Origin of the sequence: Streptomyces erythrochromogenes, assembly GCF_040684695.1 — a bacterium.
Classification (GTDB): Bacteria; Actinomycetota; Actinomycetes; order Streptomycetales; family Streptomycetaceae; genus Streptomyces; species Streptomyces erythrochromogenes_C.
Genome location: NZ_JBFBGM010000002.1, coordinates 534,769 through 553,037, shown reverse-complemented (window position 1 = coordinate 553,037; position 18,269 = coordinate 534,769). Strand labels below are relative to the sequence as shown.

The following is an 18,269-nucleotide window of genomic DNA, read 5'->3' as shown; positions in this document are numbered from 1 at the left end:
CGCGCATCAGCCATGAATCCGACGCCGCCGCCAGTAGGCGACGGTCAGCACGCCCAGCAGCGGCCCCCACAGCAACAGGGGTGCGTAGGACAGGCTGAAGATCCGCAGGGCGAGTCCGGTGGGCGCGTCGGGGTTCGCGGCGTTGACCTCGGCCCATGTCGCGGCGCCGAGGCAGGTGATGCCGGTGAGCACGAGCGCGCCCAGCGCTGCGGGGACCGCCGCCACCAGCGGGTGGAACCGGCGCCCGCCGAGCCTGGGGATCCAGCGGGGCAGTTCCTCGCCCCAGCGCCGCACCAGACCGAGGCTCAACAGGCCCAGGCACTCCTGCAGGAGGGTGACGAGGACGAGCACCAGGGATTCCCGCCCCGGGTAGTACGAGTGGTGCAGATCGCTGCCCGGCCCCCAGCCCATGGGGACGCCGGCCGCGATCGCGAGCCGCCACAGGCAGCTGGGGAGCACGGTCAGCGAGGCGAGCGTGGCGAGCCGCCGCAGGTGCGGGGAGACTCCGGGCACGGTGTCCGATGCCCCCGCGAGGGCGGCGGAGGCGGGGGTGGAGGTCATCGTCCACGTCCGATCAGGCAGGGGCCGGTTGATGGATCGAGCCTCGTCGGCGTCGGCCCCCTCGAGCCATCCGCCGATCAGCAGGTCCGGTGGGCGCGGCCGGGCCTGTGGATCTGCCGGACGGCAGATGGCCGGGCGCCGTCCTGCGCTCGTAGGGTCGGCTCATGGCCGTCAACCTCCGTGACATATGGGCCCCGTTACTGGCTTCGGCCGCGCTCGCCGGGATCGCCGGGACCTTCCTGGGGGTGCCCGCTGCGTGGCTGATGCTCTGGGCGGGCTTCTTGCTCCTGCTGCTCGCCCTCGTGGCCCGCTGGTCGCCGGTGCGCCCGGGAGCCGTCGCGGGTGCTCTGGGCGTGGTGGCGGTCTCGGTGTGGCCCGTGCCGCTCGTGTGGGAGACCGGTTCGTGGCTGGACCTCAGCGGCGTGGCGGGCTTCTGGGCCGTCCCGGCGATCGGGGCCGTGCTGGCCGGCGGCCACTTGCGCCGTCAGGCGTCCCGGATGGAACGGGCCGTGCGGGACGCGCGGCGCGACCAGCAGCTGGAACTGGCCCGCGATCTGCACGACTTCGTCGCACACGACGTGAGCGCCATCGTCGTGCAGGCCCAGGCCGCGAGGTTCGTGGCCGAACAGGACCCGGGGCAGGCGGTACGCGCGCTGGAGCGGATCGAGACGGCGGGGCTGAGCGCGCTGGCTTCCATGGACCGCACCGTGCACGCACTGCAGGAGGCCGCCGGCGGGCCGACGGCTCCGGTCCCGGGACTGGCCCAACTGCCGCAGCTGGTGGACCGGTTCGAGGGTGGCTCCCTGGAAGCCGACCCCGAGGCCGTGCGGGAGCTGTCACGGGAGGCGGACACCACCGCCTACCGGGTGGCCGTCGAAGCGCTGACGAACGTACGCCGGCACGCGCCCGGGGCGGCCGAGGTCCGGGTCGCCGTACGCCGGGCCGGCGCGGGCACCGAGCTCAGCGTGACCAACTCCGCCGCCCCGCGCGGCGGGGGTGGGATGCTGGCCCGCCGCAGGCGGGGAGGCACCGGGCTGGCCGGTCTGCGCGCACGGGTGGAGGCGGCGGGCGGAACCCTGTGCGCCGGGGCGGCCGAGGACGGCGGGTGGCGGGTTTGCGCCGTCTTCCCGGCGGAGGGGAGCTCCCTCAGGTGATCATGGCGGCGTGACCACACGCATCCTGATAGCCGATGACCAAGAGGACATCCGCAACGGATTCCGGCTGATCCTCGATTCACAGCCGGACATGACCGTCGTGGGGGAGGCGGCGGACGGGGAGCGCGCGGTGGCGCTGGCCCGGCAACTGCGGCCGGACGTGGTGCTCGCGGACATCCGGATGCCACGGCTCGACGGGCTGGAGGTGACCCGACTGCTGGTGCCCGAGACGCGGGTGGTGGTCGTGACCACCTTCGACCTCGATGAATACGTCCACACCGCACTGCGCAACGGCGCCTGCGGCTTTCTGCTGAAGAGGTCCGGGCCGGCACTGCTCATCGAAGGCGTGCGGGCCGCGATGGCGGGGGACACCCTGATCAGTCCGCAGATCACGGTGCGGCTGCTGAGCCGGCTGTCGCCGCCGACTCCGGCCGCGCGGCCCGCGGCGCACCCCCTGACGGAGCGGGAACTGGAGATCGTACGTCTGGTGGCGCGGGGGCTCACCAACGCCGAGATCGGCACGGAGCTGTTCATCACCGCGGGCACGGCCAAGACCCACATCGCGAACGTCCAGGCCAAGGTCGGGACCCGGAACCGGGTGGGGATCGCCGCATGGGCATGGGAGCACGGCGTCGCGAAAGCGGAGGTCGACTAGTCACGTTTCACGTGAAACGCGGCGATGTTTCACGTGAAACAACGTGCCGAGTGAGCGGCCAGGACAGCAGTCCGACGGCGAGTGCGATGGCGTGGCCGAGGTCGGTGAAGGTGCCGCCGGTGGCGAGAGGGATCCCGAAGAAGGCGATCACTCCGGCCAGGTAGAACCACCTCCAGGGATGGGGGAGGTGGTAGGTGAGGACACCGATGGAGGCCGCGAGACCGTAGCTGACGCCTATGTCGACGACATGGGTCATGCTGCGCGGGGCCCGGTGGTCCTGGATGGCAGTCAGAAGGACCTTCTGGCTGATCAGGGTGGCGACGACATGGGCGGTGGCCACGATCGCGAGCCAGCGAAGGGTTCCGAGCCAGCGCTCGACGGGCGCGTGGAACACCTCGAAGAGCACGGCGTACAGGGCGAGGGAGGCGGGGTTCACGATCCAGAACGCGCTGCTGATGAGGGCCCGGACGGGGTGCTGGACGAGCTGGTGGATGTTGCTGCTGTTGCGGTGCAGCAGGACGCGGTCGACCTGGTCCGGCGCTATCGCGACGATGATGCTGGTCACGGCGATGATCAGCAGCCATATGTGCGTCCCGGGCGAGGAACGTATCCAGGACCGCAGGGGCCGGGACGGCTCCGGGTCGGTGCGCTCGCTCATGCACCGATGATGACGCGCAAAGCCGTGCCCCGCCTGGCCGGTGGGCCGGGCGGGGCACAGCTGCACGCGGACTGCGGCCGCGGACCTACTCCTCGCCGGCCAGCGTGAGGCGACGCAGCTTCTGGCCCGCGTAGACGGTGGCTCCGACCGTGACCACGACGAGCAGGACCGACGCGGTGGGCAGTGCCACCGTGGCATCGACGTACCCCTCGCCGGCGACCTTCTCGGCCAGGGCCAGGGCCCACTGCTGGACGCTGAGGGTCTTGGCGCCCGAGACCAGGCTGCCGAAGAGCGACTCCCAGATCAGGGCGTAGACCAGACCGAACACGACCGCGTGCCGGCTGACCGTGCCCAGCAGCAGGAACAGGGCGCTGTAGGCGATCGAAGCCACGAGCGCGGCGATCGTGTAGGCGACGGCGATCTGCTGGCCGTTGCCGTTGAGGATGAAGCCGGCGATCAGGGTGGGGATCGCGGAGAAGGCCATCGTGACGGCGATCGCGACGATCAGCTTGGTCATGATGATCTTCGGCCGCTTCACCGGCTTGGCCAGCAGATAGACGATGGAGCCGTCGTCGATCTCGGGGCCGATGGCGCCGGTGCCCGCGATGACACCGATCAGCGGGACCATCGTGGCGAGGGCGAAGCCCCCGAGAAGGTCGGCAGCGACCTTGTCGTCCACACCGACGAAGGCGCGGACCACACAGGCGATGACGATCAGCAGGGCGGGAAGGGCGAAGAGGATCAGCGCGCGGCGCCTACCGAGCAGGGCCCGGTAGGTGAGCCGGGCAACAGTGGGGTCGTACATGGGTGCCAGCTCCTTTCAGGCCGTGACGAGGTAGGAGAAGACCGACTCGAGGGACTCGTCCGAGGGCGAGACCGTCAGCAGCCGGATGCCGTTCCGGCGGGCCACCTGGGGCAGCAGCTCGGTGAACCGGCCGAAGTCGACGGCCTGGATGCGCAGTGCGCCCTCCTTAAGGTCGACCTCGATGCCGGCCGTGGAGGGGTCGGCGATCAGGGCCGCGGCGAGGGACCGGTCGTCGGAGGAGCGGACCAGGTACCGGTGCGGTCGGTCCGTCATCAGGCGGCGGATCTTGCGGAAGTCGCCGGAGGCGGCGTGCCGTCCGGCCACGACGACCTCGATGTGCGAGGCGAGCTGCTCGACCTCCTCCAGGATGTGGGAGGAGAACAGGACGGTGCGTCCTTCGTCGCCCATGCGCCGCAGCAGGTCCATCAGCTGCATGCGCTGACGGGGGTCCATCCCGTTGAACGGCTCGTCCAGGAGCAGCACGGACGGGTCGTGGACGAGGGCGGACGCCATCTTCACGCGCTGGCGCATGCCCTTGGAGTAGGTGGAGATCTTGCGGTCCTGCGCGTACTCCATCTCGACGGTGGCGAGGGCGCGCTGCGCGGCCGCGTCGTCGAGGCCGTGGAGCTCGGCGTTGGCGACGACGAACTCACGACCGGTGAGGAAGTCGTACATCGCCTCGCGCTCGGGCACGACGCCCACGTGCTTGTAGATCTGCTCGTTCTGCCAGATCGGGGCGCCGTCGAGGGTGACGGTGCCCGTGGAGGGGGCGAGGAAGCCGCCCATCATGTTGATGAGGGTGGACTTGCCCGCGCCGTTGGGGCCCAGCAGGCCCGTGACGCCGGGGCCGATGCGCATGGTCACGTCGTTGACGGCGACGACGTTCCCGAACCAGCGGGAGGTGTGGTCGATGTCGATGGTGGTCACAGCCCGGCCTTCCGGTAGCGGGCCATCAGGGCGGCGTAGGAGCCGGCGATCAGGCCGAGGGCGACGAGCAGGTAGACGAAGCCGATGCCGGCCGAGGGGCCCTCACCGCCGGGGAAGGCGGAGGTGGCGCCGAGGAACGCGGTCTGCACGCCGTCGATCAGGGTGATCGGGGAGAACAGGCCCATCCAGTCGATGGCTCCCGCGTTCCCGGTGCTGTAGGCGATGCCCTGCACCGCGGTGACCGCCCCGTAGGGGATCAGCAGCACCGCGATGATCGCCGCGACGCCGAACCCGCGGCGCGGCGTGAGCGCGGCCATGACCAGGCCGATCCCGGAGAAGAGCAGCGAGAGCAGCAGAACCGACACGAGTCCTTGCCCGAATCCCTTGGTCTGGTCGACGAAGTCGAACTTCGCCAGGAGCGCGCCGATCCACATGATCAGCAGCGGCGTCGCGGTGAGGATGAACATGGCCGAGGCCATGGCCGCGAACTTGGCCACGACGTAGTCGACCCGCTCGATGGGCCGCGAGAAGTACAGCGGGACCGTCTTGAAGCGCAGGTCCCGCGAGACGGACTGCGGCGCCTGGGAGGCCAGGTAGAGGCCGATGACCACCTGGGTGGTCAGGGCGTACGTCGTGTACTTGATCGGCAGGTCCGTGGAACCGGGTACCGCGATCGCGACCGCGACGATGATCAGCGCCGGGACGCACATCACCGCGAAGAGCAGCATCGGCAGGACCTTGGACTTGGCGGACCGGCCGAGCCCGTAGGCGCCGCGCAGGGACTGCGAGAACAGCGACTTGCGGGCATAAGCGCGGCCGAGCCGGGGTCCGTCGTAGGACCGGTAGCCGATGTTGTGGATCTGTGTCGACGTCTCAGGCGCCATCGGAACCGGCTCCCTTCTGCTGGGCGGTGTACGCGGGCTGGTCGCTGTCGCGGAAGACCTCCGCGATGTGGTGGCGGCGCTGCTCCATGCGGACCAGGCCGATCCCCAGTTCCGCGACGGTGTCGCGGATGGTGTCGTAGGTGTCCTCGCCGGTGGCCTCGACGAGGAGGATGTGGCCGGCTCCGGGCAGGCCCTGCTCCTCGCCCGCGTGCAGGGTGAGGCCCGCCCCGGTGAGCGCCTTGCGCAGGGCGGCGGTGCCGTCCGGGTGGGCGTCGGAGTCGGTGACCTCGACCGCGAGGGTCGTGGTGGTCTGGGTGAAGTCGCTGGTGGAGCTGGAGCGCAGCAGCTTGCCGCCGTCGACGACCACGACGTGGTCGCAGGTCCTCTCCAGCTCACCGAGGAGGTGGGAGGTGACCAGGACCGAGATGCCGAAGTCGGTGTAGACCCGGCGGATCAGGCCGAGCATCTCGTCGCGGCCGACCGGGTCCAGGCCGTTGGTCGGCTCGTCGAGGAGGACCAGCTGGGGGTCGTGGACGAGGGCCTGGGCGAGCTTGACGCGCTGCTTCATGCCGGTGGAGTAGCCGCCGATGGGGCGGTAGCGCTCCTCGTACAGCCCGACGTGGCGCAGGGTGTCGGCGGTGCGCTCGCGGGCCGCGGTCGGCGGCAGTCCGGACATGCGGGCCATGTGGACGACGAACTCGGTGGCCGAGACGTCGGGTGGCAGGCAGTCGTGTTCGGGCATGTACCCGACGCGTTCACGGATGGCGCTGCCATGCGTATTGACGTCGAGGCCGAGCACGGCGGCGCTGCCCTCGGTGGCGGGGGACAGTCCCAGCAGAATCTTGATCAGCGTGGACTTGCCGGCTCCGTTGGCGCCCACGAGCCCGGTCACGCCGGGGCCGATGTCCAGGGAGAGCCGGTCGAGGGCGGTCACTCGGGGGTACCGCTTGCTCAGGCTTTCAGTCGCGATGACAGTCACGGAACCGACGTTAGTGGTGCGGTTCCCGCCAGGCGTCAGACCTGGAGCTGGATCCTGTCTCCGCCTTCAGGCGTACATGCCCGTACTGGAGGCTGATGTGCACCGGACAACTTTGTCCACAGGTCCGTGCACGGCCCTTGACGTGATCTCCGGTCATTGTCACATTCATCAGTGTCAACTTACGGGCGCGTACGGCTACACGGATGGACGGGCTGACATGGCTGGGGACACCAGGCAACGCACCGCGCGGCACTCCGGACGGCTCTCCGCCGACCTGAGCGGGTTCAGAGAGGTGCAGCGCCTCTCGTACGAGTGCGCCGAGGCGGTCGCGGCCCAGCTGAGGCCCGGAGTGACCGAGCGCGAGGCCGCGCGCATGCAGCGCGAGTGGCTGCGCGACCGCGGCGTGCGGGACTGGTTCCACCTGCCGTTCGCGTGGTTCGGGGACCGGACCGCCTTCGCGAACTTCCGGATACCGCTGCAGTTCTTCCCGACCAACCGGAGGCTGGAGCCGGGCATGCCGTTCATCCTCGACATGGCACCGGTCTACAAGGGCTTCTCGGCGGACATCGGCTACTCCGGCAGCCTCGGCCTGAATCCGGTGCAGGACCGGCTCATGTCCGATCTGCAGGCGCACCGGGTGCTGATCCTGGAGCAGGTGCGCGAGCGCCGCTCCCTGCGGGAGATCTACGAGGACGTCGAGCGGCTGATGAACCGGCAGGGGTACGCCAACCGGCACCGCGCCTACCCTTTCGGCGTGATCGCCCACAAGATCGACCGGGTGAAGGAGCGGCGCTGGTCGCCGACGGCGTTCGGATTCGGCACCCAGTCCCTCAAGGGGCTGGCCAGTGACGCGCTGCACGGGCACCGTGAGGGCTGGTCCCCGCTGTGGAGCCCGTACCACTTCTCCGACCATCCGCCGCAGCCCGGCCTCTGGGCGGTGGAACCGCACCTGGGCTTCCGGGGCACCGGGGCGAAGTTCGAGGAGATCCTCGTAGTCACCGACTCACGGGACCCCGAGGAGAGCGCGTTCTGGCTCGACGACGATCTGCCGCACGTGCGGCGCTGGGCCGAGGAGGAGAAGGCAGCATGAGCGGCATGACGGGAGCAGGAGCGGCGGAGCTGGCGGGTGCGCGGGAACACTGGGTGCGCACCGGCGGTATCGAGTTGTGCGTGGTCGAGCTCGGCGAGAAGGGCCGCCCGACCGTGCTGCTGGTGCACGGATACCCGGACAGCAAGGAGGTCTGGACGGAGGTCGCCGAGCGGCTCGCGACCCGCTTGCACGTCGTGCTCTACGACGTGCGCGGCCACGGGCGCTCCACCGCGCCGCAGCCGTTGCGCGGCGGCTTCACCCTGGAGAAGCTGACCGACGACTTCCTGGCGGTGGCGGACGCGGTCAGTCCGGACCGGCCGGTACACCTGGTCGGCCACGACTGGGGTTCCGTACAGGGCTGGGAGTTCGCGACGGTCGCCCGCACCGAGGGGCGGATCGCGTCCTTCACCTCGATGTCGGGGCCCTCCCTGGACCACTTCGGGCACTGGATCAAGAAGCGCATGTCGCGGCCGACCCCCCGTGCGGCGGCGCAGCTCCTCGGTCAGGGCGCCAAGTCCTGGTACGTCTACATGCTGCACACCCCCGTCCTGCCGGAGCTCGCCTGGCGCGGGCCGCTCGGCAAGAGGTGGCCCAAGATGCTGGAGCGCGTCGAGAAGGTGCCGGCCGGCCCCTACCCGACGGCCTCCCTGCCCTCGGACGCGGCGCACGGCGCCTGGCTCTACCGCGACAACGTGCGCCCGAGGCTGCGCCGGCCCCGTTCCGACGCCTACGCCCACGTGCCGGTACAGCTGATCACTCCCACCGGCGACGCCTTCCTGTCCGAGCGGCTCTACGACGGCCTGGAGCGGTGGGCCCCGGACCTGCTGCGGCGGACCCTGCCCGCCAAGCACTGGATACCCAGGACCCGGCCCGACCAGCTGGCCTCCTGGATCGCCGAGTTCGTCACGGCCAGGGAGGAGCCGATCGCGCGGGCACCCGAGCTGAAGGCACCGGCCAAGTACGCCGACCGCTTCGGCGGTCAGCTGGTCCTGGTGACCGGCGCGGCCAGCGGCATCGGCCGGGCCACCGCCTTCGCCTTCGCCGAGGCGGGGGCACGGGTCGTGGCCGTGGACCGGGACGCGGAGGGCGCGGCGCGCACGGCCGACATGGCCCGCCTCGTGGGCGCCCCCGAGGCCTGGGCGGAGTGCGTGGACGTCAGCGACGAGCAGGCGATGGAGAAGCTCGCGGCGAAGGTCGCCGCCGAATACGGGATCGTCGACATCCTGGTCAACAACGCCGGGATCGGGCTGTCCGGGGCCTTCCTCGACACGACGGCCGAGGACTGGAAGAAGGTCCTGGACGTCAATCTGTGGGGGGTCATCCACGGCTGCAGGATCTTCGGGAAGCAGATGGCCGACCGCGGTCAGGGCGGGCACATCGTCAACACCGCCTCGGCCGCGGCCTATCTGCCCTCCCGCACCCTGCCCGCCTACAGCACCTCGAAGGCCGCGGTGCTGATGCTGTCGGAGTGCCTGCGCGCGGAACTCGCCTCGAAGTCCATCGGCGTCTCCGCGATCTGCCCCGGCATCGTCAACACCAACATCACCGCCACCTCGCGCTTCGCGGGGGTGGACCAGGCCGAGGAGAAGCGCCGTCAGGAACGCTCCTCCCGGCTGTACGGTCTGCGCAACTTCCCGCCGGAGAAGGTCGCCGACGCGATCCTGCGCGCCGTGGTCCGCAACGAGGCGGTCGTGCCGGTCACGCCCGAGTCCAAGGGCGCCCTGTGGATGTCCCGCTTCACCCCGCGCGCCCTGCGGCGCATCGCACGGCTGGAGCCCCGGCTGTGAGCGGGGTCAGGAGAGAGCCCGGCACGGCCATACCCTGCTACTTCCGGCAGTCGTACCATCCCTCGCAGGAGGGCTCGCTGCGCAGGGCGGTCGAGCACCTCGCGGCTTCACCTGCCGCCCGGGCCGCAGCGGGCGCGGTCGGCCGAGCCGCGATGTCGTAGGGAGCCGGGATTGTCCGATCAGGCGGTAGCCGAGTACCGGATCGAGGATCTGGCGCATCACAGCGGAGCGACGGTGCGCACGATCCGCGCGTACCAGGACCGCGGTCTGCTGCCCAAGCCGGAACGGCGGGGCCGCTCCAACGTCTACCGGGACACGCACCTGGCGCGGCTGCGCCAGATCGCCGACCTCCTGGACCGCGGCTACACCCTGGCCTCCATCAAGGAGCTGCTGGAGGCCTGGGACGCGGGGCGCGGGCTGGGCGGGGTACTGGGGCTGGTCGCCGAGGTGCACGGGCCGTGGACCGACGAGGAGGCGGCCCGGATCAGCCGGGACGAGCTGAACGAACGGTTCGGCGGCCTGCCGGACGAAGACGCCGTGAGCGAGGCCTGCGACCTGGGCGTGCTGGAGCGGGTCCCGGGCCGCCCGGACCAGTTCCTGGTGCCGTCCCCGCAGGAGCTGGCGGTGGCGGCCGAGCTGTACGCGGCCGGGGTGCCGCTCGCGGCCATCACCGGACACCTCCGGGAACTGCGGGGCCAGGTGGAGCACATCGCCTCGCGGTTCCTGGAGTTCACCACCGAGCACGTCTTCGCGCGCTACCTCGGGCAGGTGCCGCCCACGGATGCCGACGCCGCGGAAGCCGCGACGATGGTCCGGCGGCTGCGGCCGCTGGCCCAGCAGACCGTGGACGCGGAGCTGGCGCGGGCGATGCGGCTCTTCGCGACCCGGCACCTCCAGAGGCACTTGGGAGCGGCCGGGGGCCCGCAGCCGACGGGCCCCTCGCCGGTGGCGCTGCCGGCCGGGACGGTACGAGCGGTGCAGGAGCTGGTCGGGGCCGACCACGTGGCGGAGTTCGTGCGGGCGGCGACGGAGCGGGAACTCCAGGCCCGGACGATGAACGATCTGGCGCGCCGGGGTGACCGGTAGGGGTGCCCCGCAGCGAGGTGACCGGCAGCGGGGCCGCCCGTAGCGCCTGAACCGAACGGGTCCACAGGTTCCACAGGGCGGATCGCGCGTTTGCCGTCAAAACCCACCCAAACAGCTGTGGACAAGTCCGGTTTTCCTGTGGGCAACTGAGCCGGCGTCTCAACCGACGGTCTGGTACGCCGTCCTGTCGGGGCCGACGCCCGCCGGCGGCTCGGCCTCCCGGACCTCGGCGCCATCGGGGCCCTCGGCCGCGGCAGAGCCCTTCGCCCGGGTCCCGTAGAGGAACCCCGCCAGGGCCAGGCCGAGGATCCCGCCGAGGAGCTGGGCGGCGACGAAGCCGGGCAGCGACCCGGGCGCTATGCCGGTGAAGGAATCACTGAAGCTGCGCCCGATGGTGCCGGCCGGGTTGGCGAAGGAGCCGGAGGAGGTGAACCAGATCGCGGCCGCGATGTACGCCGCCACCGCCACCGGGACGAGGCCGGCGCGCCCGATGCGCCCCAGCCCCTGGATCACGAGGACGAGGCCGGCGGTCGCGATCACCTCGCCGACGAGCAGGTGCCCCCCGTCGAGCGCCTGAGTGGCGAAGGTGCCCGGGGTCCGGCCGAACATGGCCTCAGCGAGGACCGCGCCGCCGATGGCCCCGGCAGTCTGGGCCATCACGTAGACGAGCACCTCGCGGCCTGCGAGCCCCTCGCCGCCGGTGCGACGGGCCCACCAGGAGACGAGGGTGACCACCGGGTTGAGGTGGGCGCCCGACAGCGGCCCGAAAAGGGTGATGATCAGCCCGAGGCCGATGGCCGACACGAACGAGTTGGCGATGAGGGCGACACCGGTGTCGGCACTGAGCTCCGCGGCCTTGAGCCCGGAGCCGATCACGACCACCAGCAGGCCGGCGGTCCCGATCAGCTCGGCAGCCGCACGGCGTGGCAGAGAGGTATGGGCTGTCATGGTTTCTCCCCCAGGGCAGAAGTGGCAACGGAAAATATATTCCGCATCTCGGAATGGCGATAGAGGGTGTCCACCGGTCGTCCACCGCCGCACGGCCGCCGAAAATCCCTGCCGGAGGGCCTCACGAGGGGGCACGCTGGGGTCCATGGATGAAAGACGCACCGTGAAGGTGTCCAAGTACGTCTCGAAACACCTGCGGCACCAGCCGGAACGGATCGGACTGGCGCTCGATCCCCACGGCTGGGTGGAGATCGACGATCTCCTGAGCGCCGCCGCGGCACACGGCTTCCACTTCAGCCGCGCCGAACTCGACCATGTCGTGGCCGCCAACGACAAGCAGCGGTTCGCCGTCGACGGCACCCGCATCCGGGCCAGCCAGGGGCACACCGTGGCCGTGGACCTGGATCTCCCGGAGGCCGAACCGCCCGCGTACCTCTACCACGGCACCGTGGCCGCCGCCCTCGACTCGATCCGCGCCGAGGGGCTGCGCCCGATGGCCCGCCACCACGTGCACCTGTCCCCCGACCGCGAGACCGCGACCCGGGTCGGCGCCCGCCGCGGCCGGCCCGTCGTCCTCAGCGTGGACGCCGGGGCGATGCGTGCGGCCGGGCACGTCTTCCGGATCAGCGCCAACGGGGTATGGCTGGTGGACGCCGTGCCACCGCAGTTCCTGCGCTTCCACTAGCCCGGCCGGCAGCCCCGGTGCGGACGCCTGAAATCGCGCGGAGATTGTCAGAACATCCCCCTAATGTGTGTCCCATCTCCGGGATCAGTGAGGGGGGGACCTCGCGATCGCCGAACCCTTCCCGCACGCACGCGAGGTGACGCCCCATGACGTCTGCACCCACGTCCACACCCACACCCGAGCCCCTGTCCGCGCCCCACAGCTTCCAGGTCGATCTGCGCGGTCTGGTGGACCTCCTTTCCCACCACCTCTACTCCAGCCCGCGCGTCTACGTCCGCGAGCTCCTGCAGAACGCTGTGGACGCGGTCACCGCACGCCAGGCGATCGACCCGGGGGCGCAGGCCGGCATCCGGCTTTCGGCATCCGACGGCCGGGTGACCATCGAGGACAGCGGTATCGGTCTGACCGTCGCCGAGGCCCATTCCTTCCTCGCCACCATCGGCCGCAGCTCCAAGCGGGGCGGCGGGGACGAACTCCACGACCAGTCCCTGGAAGCCACCCGCAGCGAGTTCCTCGGCCAGTTCGGCATCGGACTGCTCGCATGCTTCGTCGTGGCCCGCCAGATCCGCGTGGTCACCCGCTCCGCCCGCGACCCCCGGGCCGCCCCCGTGGAATGGCTGGCCACCGACGACGGCTCCTACACGGTGCGCGAACTGCCCCACGCGGCCCGCCCCGAACCCGGCACCACCGTCGTCCTGGAAGCCCGGCCGGGTGCCGCGGAGTGGACCGTCCCGGCCAAGGTCGAGGAACTGGCCCGCGACTACGGCTCCCTGCTCCCCCACGACATCACCTTCGACGACGGCCAGGGCGGCGAGCCGCGCCCCGTCACCGACCGGCCCGCCGTGTGGGAGCGCGCCTTCCCCACCCCTGCCGCCCGCCGCGCCGCACTGGCCGGGCACTGCGCGGAGCTCTTCGGTTTCACCCCGCTCGACAGCATCGACCTCGACCTGCCGGTCGCCGGCGTCCGCGGGGTGGCGTACGTCCTGCCCGACCCCACCAGCCCCGCCCACCGGGCCGGACACCGCGTCCACCTGAAGGGGATGCTGCTGACGCAGCGGGCCGACAACCTGCTGCCGGACTGGGCCTTCTTCGTCCGCGCCGTCATCGACACGGACACCCTGCGGCCCACCGCCTCCCGCGAGAACCTGTACGACGACGAGACCCTCTCCGCCGTACGGGAGGCCCTCGGCGCCCGCATCCGCGGCTGGCTCGCCGAGCTCGCGGCGAGCGACCCGGACCGTCTGGCCACGTTCCTCCGGGTCCACCACCTCGGTGTGAAATCCATGGCCCGGCACGACTCCGAACTGCTCGGACTGATGCTGCCCTGGCTGCCGTTCGAGACCAGCGCCGGTTCGATGAGCCTGCAGGAGTTCGCGGCGGCCCACACCGACATCCACTTCACGCGCACCGTCGAGGAGTTCCGCCAGATCGCGCCGATCGCCGCGGCCCATGGCCTCGGCGTCATCAACGCCGGCTACACCTACGACGCGGACCTGCTCGCCCTGCTGCCCTCCGTCCGGCCCGAACTCAAGGTGACCGAGCTGGACGCCGGCGCCGTCACCGAACGGCTCGACCCGGTGCCCACCGAGGCCGAGCTGGCGCTCGCGCCCTTCCTGGCCACCGCGCGCACCCGCCTCGAAGCCCAGAGCTGCGACGTGGTGCTGCGCGCCTTCCAGCCCGTCACCGTGCCCGCGCTCTACCTGGACGACCGCCAGGCCCGCCAGGAGCGCGACCGCACCGCCGCGATGGAGAGCGCCGACTCGCTGTGGAGCGGCATCCTCGGGGCGCTGCGCGGATCCGCACCCCGCGCCCGTCTGGTCCTCAACCACAACAACCCGCTGATCCGCCGGATCTCCGGCCTGCGGGACGAGGCACTGACCGGCACCGCCGTCGAATCCCTCTACGGCCAGGCCCTGTTGATGTCCCAGCGGCCCCTGCGGCCAGCCGACTCCGCGCTGCTCAACCGGGCCTTCCTCGGGCTCCTGGAATGGGCGACGCACCCTGCCGCGCACCCCACTGATGCCCGTGACCGTGAGGAGGACCAGAAGTGACGACCCTGACGCACGAGGAGATCGTGCGGGGCCTGGCGGAGAACCGCGAGGCGCCGAACGGTGCCGCGCGCAACGCACACGCCGAGGCCCTGGCCGGCGCGGCCGAGGCCGGCGGCGACCGGGCCCTGTTCCGCGAGGCCCTCGACAACCTGATCAACGCCTACCTCTACAGCTCCGAGTCCCCGAAGATCCTCGTCCCCTTCGCACGTCTGCTGCAGGAATACGACAAGGACCCGGCCGCCTTCTCCGAGTGGGAGGCCCACTCGCTGTTCTGGCAGTTCAAGTGGGTGGCCACGGCCATCGCCGACTCGCCCGGCATCCCGCTGGCGTCGGCGGCCGGCTGGCTGGACGAGATGGAACGCCGCTACCGGCTCGCCGGATACGGCGAGCGGCCGGTGCGCGACGCCGAACTGTGGCTGGCCCATGCGACGGGCGACGACGAGCGCGCGGAGCGTGCCTTCCGGAGCTGGCTGGCGGCGGAGCGCGACGACATGAGCGACTGTCAGGCCTGCGAACTCGGCGGCCAGGGACACTACTCCGTCCTGCAGGGCGACGACGCCGAGGCCCTGGAACTGTGGCGGCCGGTCCTCACGGGGGAGCTGGTCTGCGCCGAGGAACCGCACCGCATCCTCGCCGGTTCGCTGCTTCCGCTGCTGCGGCTCGGTCGGACCGACGAGGCACGCTCGAACCACCTGCGCGGCTACCGCATGGCCCGCGGCAACGAGAGCCTGCTGCCGTCGGTCGGCAAGCACATCGAGTTCTGCGCGCTCACCGGCAACACCTCGCGCGGTCTGGAGATCCTGGCCGAACACGCCTCCCACGTGGCGCCCCTCGCGAACCTCGACGACCGGCTGGCCTTCCACGGAGGCATCCTCGTCCTGCTGCACCACCTGCGGGAACAGGGACACGGAGATCTCCCGGCCGTCTCCTACGAGGGCAGCCCCCGGACCGTCTCCGGGCTGTACGAGGTGCTGTACGCCGACTGCCTCGACATCGCAGGGCAGTTCGACGCGCGCAACGGCACCACGCGGGTCTCGGACCGGTTCCTCGCCCGCGTCGCCCAGCAGCCACTGGCGTCGGACCTGCCGCTGGGGGTGCGCAGCGCCGGGCTGCCCCGCCCGGACGCGGCCACCGTGGCAGCCGCTCCCGCCGCGCCGGGGCCCGACGCGGCGGCGCCCACCGGGTTCACCGAGCTGGTGGCGCGGGCCCGCAGCGCCCGAGCCCTCGGGCATCCGGGTGCGGACGGCCTGTGGGCCGAGGTGGCCCTGCGGCTGGACGCGCAGCCGGATACGGACCCGCTGATCCGGGCTGACCTCGCGGACCAGCGGGCACTGGCCGCCGCGCGGGGCGGGGCACCGGAGGCGCGTGAACTCCTGGCCGCCGTCAGGGACGAGTACCGGGCGCTCGGCCGGGCGGAGCGGGCGGCACTCGCGGAGCTGCGGATGGCGGGTGCGGCCGCCCAGTCGGCAGCCGCGCCCGCCGAGATCCGCGCACTGCTGCGGGCCGCCCTGCGATCCGCCGAAGCGCTGGACCGCGCCGAGCCGCTGCGGGCCAGAAGGATCGCCCTCGCGGAACTGTCGGCGATCCGTCTGGAGTCGTACCTGCGCACGGTGGAGGCCACCGGCCCGGGCGGGCACCACGACCACGGCCATCACCACGAAGAGGGCCGGGAACACGGTCACGGGGAGCTCGCCGCCGAGCTGACGGCCTTCGTCGCCACCCACGAGGAAGCCGCGCCGGACCTGGTGGCCGAGGCCGAGGAGATGCTGGGCCGGGTGATCCTCGCACAGGGCGACCCGGAGCGGGCCCTGCCGATGCTGGCGGCGAGTGCCGCGCGGGCGCTCGCGGCGGGTCGGCCCTGGCAGGCGGTGGACCCCCTCGTGCTGCGGGCCGGGGTACTGATGTCGCTGGACCGGGCCGAGGAGGCGGAGCAGGCGGCACGGTCCGGGCTGGAGCATGCCGTCGAGCTGACCGATGCCGAAGCGCAGGGCGTCGCACGGCTGACCCTCGCGGACATCCTGTTGCGGCGGGAGGAGACGTCGGAGGCGGCGGCGCACGCACTGACCGCGGCCCACTGGTTCGACCGGGCCGGCCTCGGGTCCGACGGCGGTGCGCAGGCCCGGCTGCTCCTGGCCAGGGCGTACGCGCGCAACGAGCGCACCGCCGAGGCCGCCGAGGTGCTGCAGTCGGCCCTGCCCGACCTGCTGGAGCACGGTGACGGGCAGACCGTGTTCGTACGGGAGTTCCTGGGTGACCTGCTGCGCCGGCTGGGAGAGCTCCGCCCCGCGGCGGAGCAGTACCTGCTGGCTGCGGAGGTCACCAAGGGCTGGGAGGACCCGCGCCCGCAGGCGAGCCTCGCGCAGTCGGCGGCCGACACCCTGGACGACGCGGGGATGGCCGAGGAGGCGGTCGCCGCCTACGAGCGGGCCCTGGAGCTGCACCGCAGGACGGGCGCCGACCCGGTCGCCGAGGTGCGTGTGCTGCGCTCCCTGGCCTGGCTGGGTCTGCGCAAGGAGATCACCGCCGCGACGGTGGACCTCGCCCGGGGTCGCATGGGGGAGGCCGCGGCGGTACTGGAGGCGGCCCTCGCCGCCGATCCCGGTGTCCCTGCCCTGCGGTCCGAGCTCGCCCAGACCTGGCACCAGCTGGCCCAGGTGCTGGACCGGTACGTCGCCGCCTCGGGGGAGGCCGACGGGGACGAGGACACGGCGCGGTCCGGGTCGGCCGTGCTGAGCCCGGCACAGGTGGACGCACTGCGCCTGGAGGAGATCGAGTTGTGGGACCGGGCCGGCCGGACCTACGCGGAACTCGGCCCGGACCACCTGCGGGACCGGTTCCAGTGCCTGAACAACGCGGCCTGGACGGAGCAGGAGCGCGGCGATACGGAAGCGGGCGCGGCCCGCGTCACCGCGCTGATCGACGAGGCACGGGACCTTCCCGAGGACGAGGTGCCTGACTGGCTACTGCCGTCCGCCGAGCGGCTGCTGACACAGCTGAACGGCCGGGACGCGTAACGGTCCCGGTGTCCCGCGGAGGTCGTCGCCGCTCCGCACGGGAGCGGCGACGACCGGCGGGTCAGCTGTCGAGCTGCGCCAGAGCCTCGGTCGCGATCTTCTCGAAGACGGCCTCGTCCGCGGCGAAGTCGGAGTCCGGGATCGGCGCGTGGATCACGAGCTCGGTGAATCCCAGCTCGCGGTGCCGGCCCGCGAAGTCGACGAAGGCGTCCACGGACTCGAGCACGGTGTTGGCCTCGGGCGTGAAGCCGGTCAGCAGGATCTTCTCCATCGGCTCGGGATCCCGGCCGATCTCCACAAGGGCCTTCCCGAGCCGTTCGATCTGCCCCCGCAGGGCTTCCACAGACTGCTCGGGTGTGCCGTTCTCGAAGAGCTTCGGGTCACCCGTGGTCACCCACGCCTGCCCGTGCCGGGCGGCGAGCCGAAGACCGCGGGGTCCGGTGGCGGCGACCGCGAACGGCAGCCGCGGTCCCTGCACACAGCCGGGGATGTTGCGGGCCTCCTGGGCCGAGTAGAAGGTGCCTTCGTGGCTCACCGAGTCCTCGGTCAGCAGCCGGTCCAGCAGCGGCACGAACTCGGCGAAGCGATCGGCGCGCTCACGCGGGGACCAGGCCTCCTGACCCAGGGCCGTCGCGTCGAACCCGTTTCCGCCGGCGCCGATGCCGAGCGTGATACGGCCGCCCGAGACGTCGTCGAGGGTGATGAGGTCCTTGGCAAGGGTCACCGGATGACGGAAGTTCGGCGAGGTGACGAGCGTGCCCAGGCGCATCCGCTCGGTAGCGGCGGCCGCCGCGGTCAGGGTGGGCACCGCACCGAACCACGGGCCGTCGCGGAAGGTCCGCCACGACAGGTGGTCGTAGGTGTAGGCGGTGTGGAACCCGAGCTGCTCGGCGCGCAGCCACTGGTCCCGGCCCCCCTCGTGCCATCGACGTACCGGAAGGATCACCGTGCTCAGACGCAGACTCATGCATCGAGCCTACGGCGG

General features: G+C 71.8%; 16 protein-coding genes. 8 read left to right on the top strand and 8 right to left on the bottom strand.

Annotation, left to right across the window (positions count from 1 at the left end):
• Positions 1 to 6 precede the first annotated feature (6 nt).
• A complete protein-coding gene (locus AB0O53_RS06565; protein ID WP_365193553.1) occupies positions 7 to 561 on the bottom strand; it encodes a hypothetical protein in 555 nt (184 codons plus the stop codon).
• A 164-nt stretch (positions 562 to 725) separates the two neighbouring features.
• Here AB0O53_RS06565 and AB0O53_RS06560 point away from each other — a divergent pair, with 164 nt between their 5' ends.
• Both AB0O53_RS06560 and AB0O53_RS06555 read left to right on the top strand, forming a co-directional pair.
• Positions 726 to 1,715, top strand: coding sequence for a sensor histidine kinase (locus AB0O53_RS06560; RefSeq protein WP_350990497.1), 990 nt, complete (start codon positions 726 to 728; stop codon positions 1,713 to 1,715).
• Between the two features lie 10 nt (positions 1,716 to 1,725).
• Positions 1,726 to 2,370 (top strand): response regulator, encoded by a 645-nt coding sequence (locus AB0O53_RS06555; RefSeq protein ID WP_365193550.1) that lies wholly within the window; start codon positions 1,726 to 1,728, stop codon positions 2,368 to 2,370.
• 7 nt (positions 2,371 to 2,377) lie between these two features.
• Here AB0O53_RS06555 and AB0O53_RS06550 read toward each other — a convergent pair whose 3' ends face one another.
• The 5 genes from AB0O53_RS06550 to AB0O53_RS06530 form a co-directional block, all read right to left on the bottom strand.
• Positions 2,378 to 3,028, bottom strand: a complete 651-nt coding sequence (locus AB0O53_RS06550; RefSeq protein ID WP_350990493.1) for a rhomboid-like protein — start codon at positions 3,026 to 3,028, stop codon at positions 2,378 to 2,380.
• 85 nt (positions 3,029 to 3,113) lie between these two features.
• Positions 3,114 to 3,833, bottom strand: a complete 720-nt coding sequence (locus tag AB0O53_RS06545) for an ABC transporter permease (RefSeq protein WP_030839473.1) — start codon at positions 3,831 to 3,833, stop codon at positions 3,114 to 3,116.
• Positions 3,834 to 3,848: 15 nt separating this feature from the next.
• Positions 3,849 to 4,760, bottom strand: coding sequence for an ABC transporter ATP-binding protein (locus tag AB0O53_RS06540; protein WP_350990491.1), 912 nt, complete (start codon positions 4,758 to 4,760; stop codon positions 3,849 to 3,851).
• Entirely contained in the window at positions 4,757 to 5,644 is an 888-nt protein-coding gene (locus tag AB0O53_RS06535; RefSeq protein ID WP_350990489.1) for an ABC transporter permease subunit, read from the bottom strand. Before AB0O53_RS06535 ends, AB0O53_RS06540 begins: the two co-directional genes overlap by 4 nt.
• Positions 5,634 to 6,623: an ABC transporter ATP-binding protein gene (locus AB0O53_RS06530; protein ID WP_350990487.1), complete on the bottom strand. Its 990-nt coding sequence runs from the start codon at positions 6,621 to 6,623 to the stop codon at positions 5,634 to 5,636. The genes AB0O53_RS06535 and AB0O53_RS06530 overlap by 11 nt, the downstream gene beginning before the upstream one ends.
• A 217-nt stretch (positions 6,624 to 6,840) precedes the next feature.
• Between AB0O53_RS06530 and AB0O53_RS06525 the strand changes: the two genes are divergently transcribed.
• From AB0O53_RS06525 to AB0O53_RS06515, 3 genes are all read left to right on the top strand, one after another.
• Entirely contained in the window at positions 6,841 to 7,713 is an 873-nt protein-coding gene (locus tag AB0O53_RS06525) for a M24 family metallopeptidase (protein ID WP_350990485.1), read from the top strand.
• Positions 7,710 to 9,500, top strand: coding sequence for an SDR family oxidoreductase (locus AB0O53_RS06520; protein WP_365193545.1), 1,791 nt, complete (start codon positions 7,710 to 7,712; stop codon positions 9,498 to 9,500). Before AB0O53_RS06525 ends, AB0O53_RS06520 begins: the two co-directional genes overlap by 4 nt.
• Positions 9,501 to 9,671: 171 nt before the next feature.
• Complete coding sequence (locus tag AB0O53_RS06515; RefSeq protein ID WP_365193544.1) at positions 9,672 to 10,586, top strand: MerR family transcriptional regulator; 915 nt, start codon at positions 9,672 to 9,674, stop codon at positions 10,584 to 10,586.
• A gap of 159 nt (positions 10,587 to 10,745) precedes the next feature.
• On the opposite strand, the gene AB0O53_RS06510 is transcribed toward AB0O53_RS06515, so the two are convergent.
• A complete protein-coding gene (locus AB0O53_RS06510; protein ID WP_365193542.1) occupies positions 10,746 to 11,534 on the bottom strand; it encodes an aquaporin in 789 nt (262 codons plus the stop codon).
• A gap of 145 nt (positions 11,535 to 11,679) precedes the next feature.
• On the opposite strand from AB0O53_RS06510, the gene AB0O53_RS06505 reads away from it, so the two are divergent.
• From AB0O53_RS06505 to AB0O53_RS06495, 3 genes are all read left to right on the top strand, one after another.
• Positions 11,680 to 12,219 carry an RNA 2'-phosphotransferase gene (locus AB0O53_RS06505; RefSeq protein ID WP_350990477.1) on the top strand — a complete coding sequence of 180 codons (540 nt, stop codon included), beginning with the start codon at positions 11,680 to 11,682 and terminating at the stop codon, positions 12,217 to 12,219.
• A 146-nt stretch (positions 12,220 to 12,365) separates the two neighbouring features.
• Complete coding sequence (locus AB0O53_RS06500; protein ID WP_365193539.1) at positions 12,366 to 14,270, top strand: HSP90 family protein; 1,905 nt, start codon at positions 12,366 to 12,368, stop codon at positions 14,268 to 14,270.
• Positions 14,267 to 17,284 carry an ATP-binding protein gene (locus AB0O53_RS06495; RefSeq protein WP_365193536.1) on the top strand — a complete coding sequence of 1,006 codons (3,018 nt, stop codon included), beginning with the start codon at positions 14,267 to 14,269 and terminating at the stop codon, positions 17,282 to 17,284. The genes AB0O53_RS06500 and AB0O53_RS06495 overlap by 4 nt, the downstream gene beginning before the upstream one ends.
• A gap of 61 nt (positions 17,285 to 17,345) precedes the next feature.
• Here AB0O53_RS06495 and AB0O53_RS06490 read toward each other — a convergent pair whose 3' ends face one another.
• Positions 17,346 to 18,251, bottom strand: a complete 906-nt coding sequence (locus AB0O53_RS06490; protein WP_365193533.1) for an LLM class flavin-dependent oxidoreductase — start codon at positions 18,249 to 18,251, stop codon at positions 17,346 to 17,348.
• Positions 18,252 to 18,269: the final 18 nt, after the last annotated feature.

Coding starts and splice junctions, on each gene's coding strand:
- AB0O53_RS06550 (WP_350990493.1), bottom strand. CDS start 3,028: ATGAGCGAGCGCACCGACCCGGAGCCGTCCCGGCCCCTGCGGTCCTGG.
- AB0O53_RS06500 (WP_365193539.1), top strand. CDS start 12,366: ATGACGTCTGCACCCACGTCCACACCCACACCCGAGCCCCTGTCCGCG.
- AB0O53_RS06535 (WP_350990489.1), bottom strand. CDS start 5,644: ATGGCGCCTGAGACGTCGACACAGATCCACAACATCGGCTACCGGTCC.
- AB0O53_RS06505 (WP_350990477.1), top strand. CDS start 11,680: ATGGATGAAAGACGCACCGTGAAGGTGTCCAAGTACGTCTCGAAACAC.
- AB0O53_RS06510 (WP_365193542.1), bottom strand. CDS start 11,534: ATGACAGCCCATACCTCTCTGCCACGCCGTGCGGCTGCCGAGCTGATC.
- AB0O53_RS06520 (WP_365193545.1), top strand. CDS start 7,710: ATGAGCGGCATGACGGGAGCAGGAGCGGCGGAGCTGGCGGGTGCGCGG.
- AB0O53_RS06565 (WP_365193553.1), bottom strand. CDS start 561: ATGACCTCCACCCCCGCCTCCGCCGCCCTCGCGGGGGCATCGGACACC.
- AB0O53_RS06560 (WP_350990497.1), top strand. CDS start 726: ATGGCCGTCAACCTCCGTGACATATGGGCCCCGTTACTGGCTTCGGCC.
- AB0O53_RS06490 (WP_365193533.1), bottom strand. CDS start 18,251: ATGAGTCTGCGTCTGAGCACGGTGATCCTTCCGGTACGTCGATGGCAC.
- AB0O53_RS06545 (WP_030839473.1), bottom strand. CDS start 3,833: ATGTACGACCCCACTGTTGCCCGGCTCACCTACCGGGCCCTGCTCGGT.
- AB0O53_RS06525 (WP_350990485.1), top strand. CDS start 6,841: ATGGCTGGGGACACCAGGCAACGCACCGCGCGGCACTCCGGACGGCTC.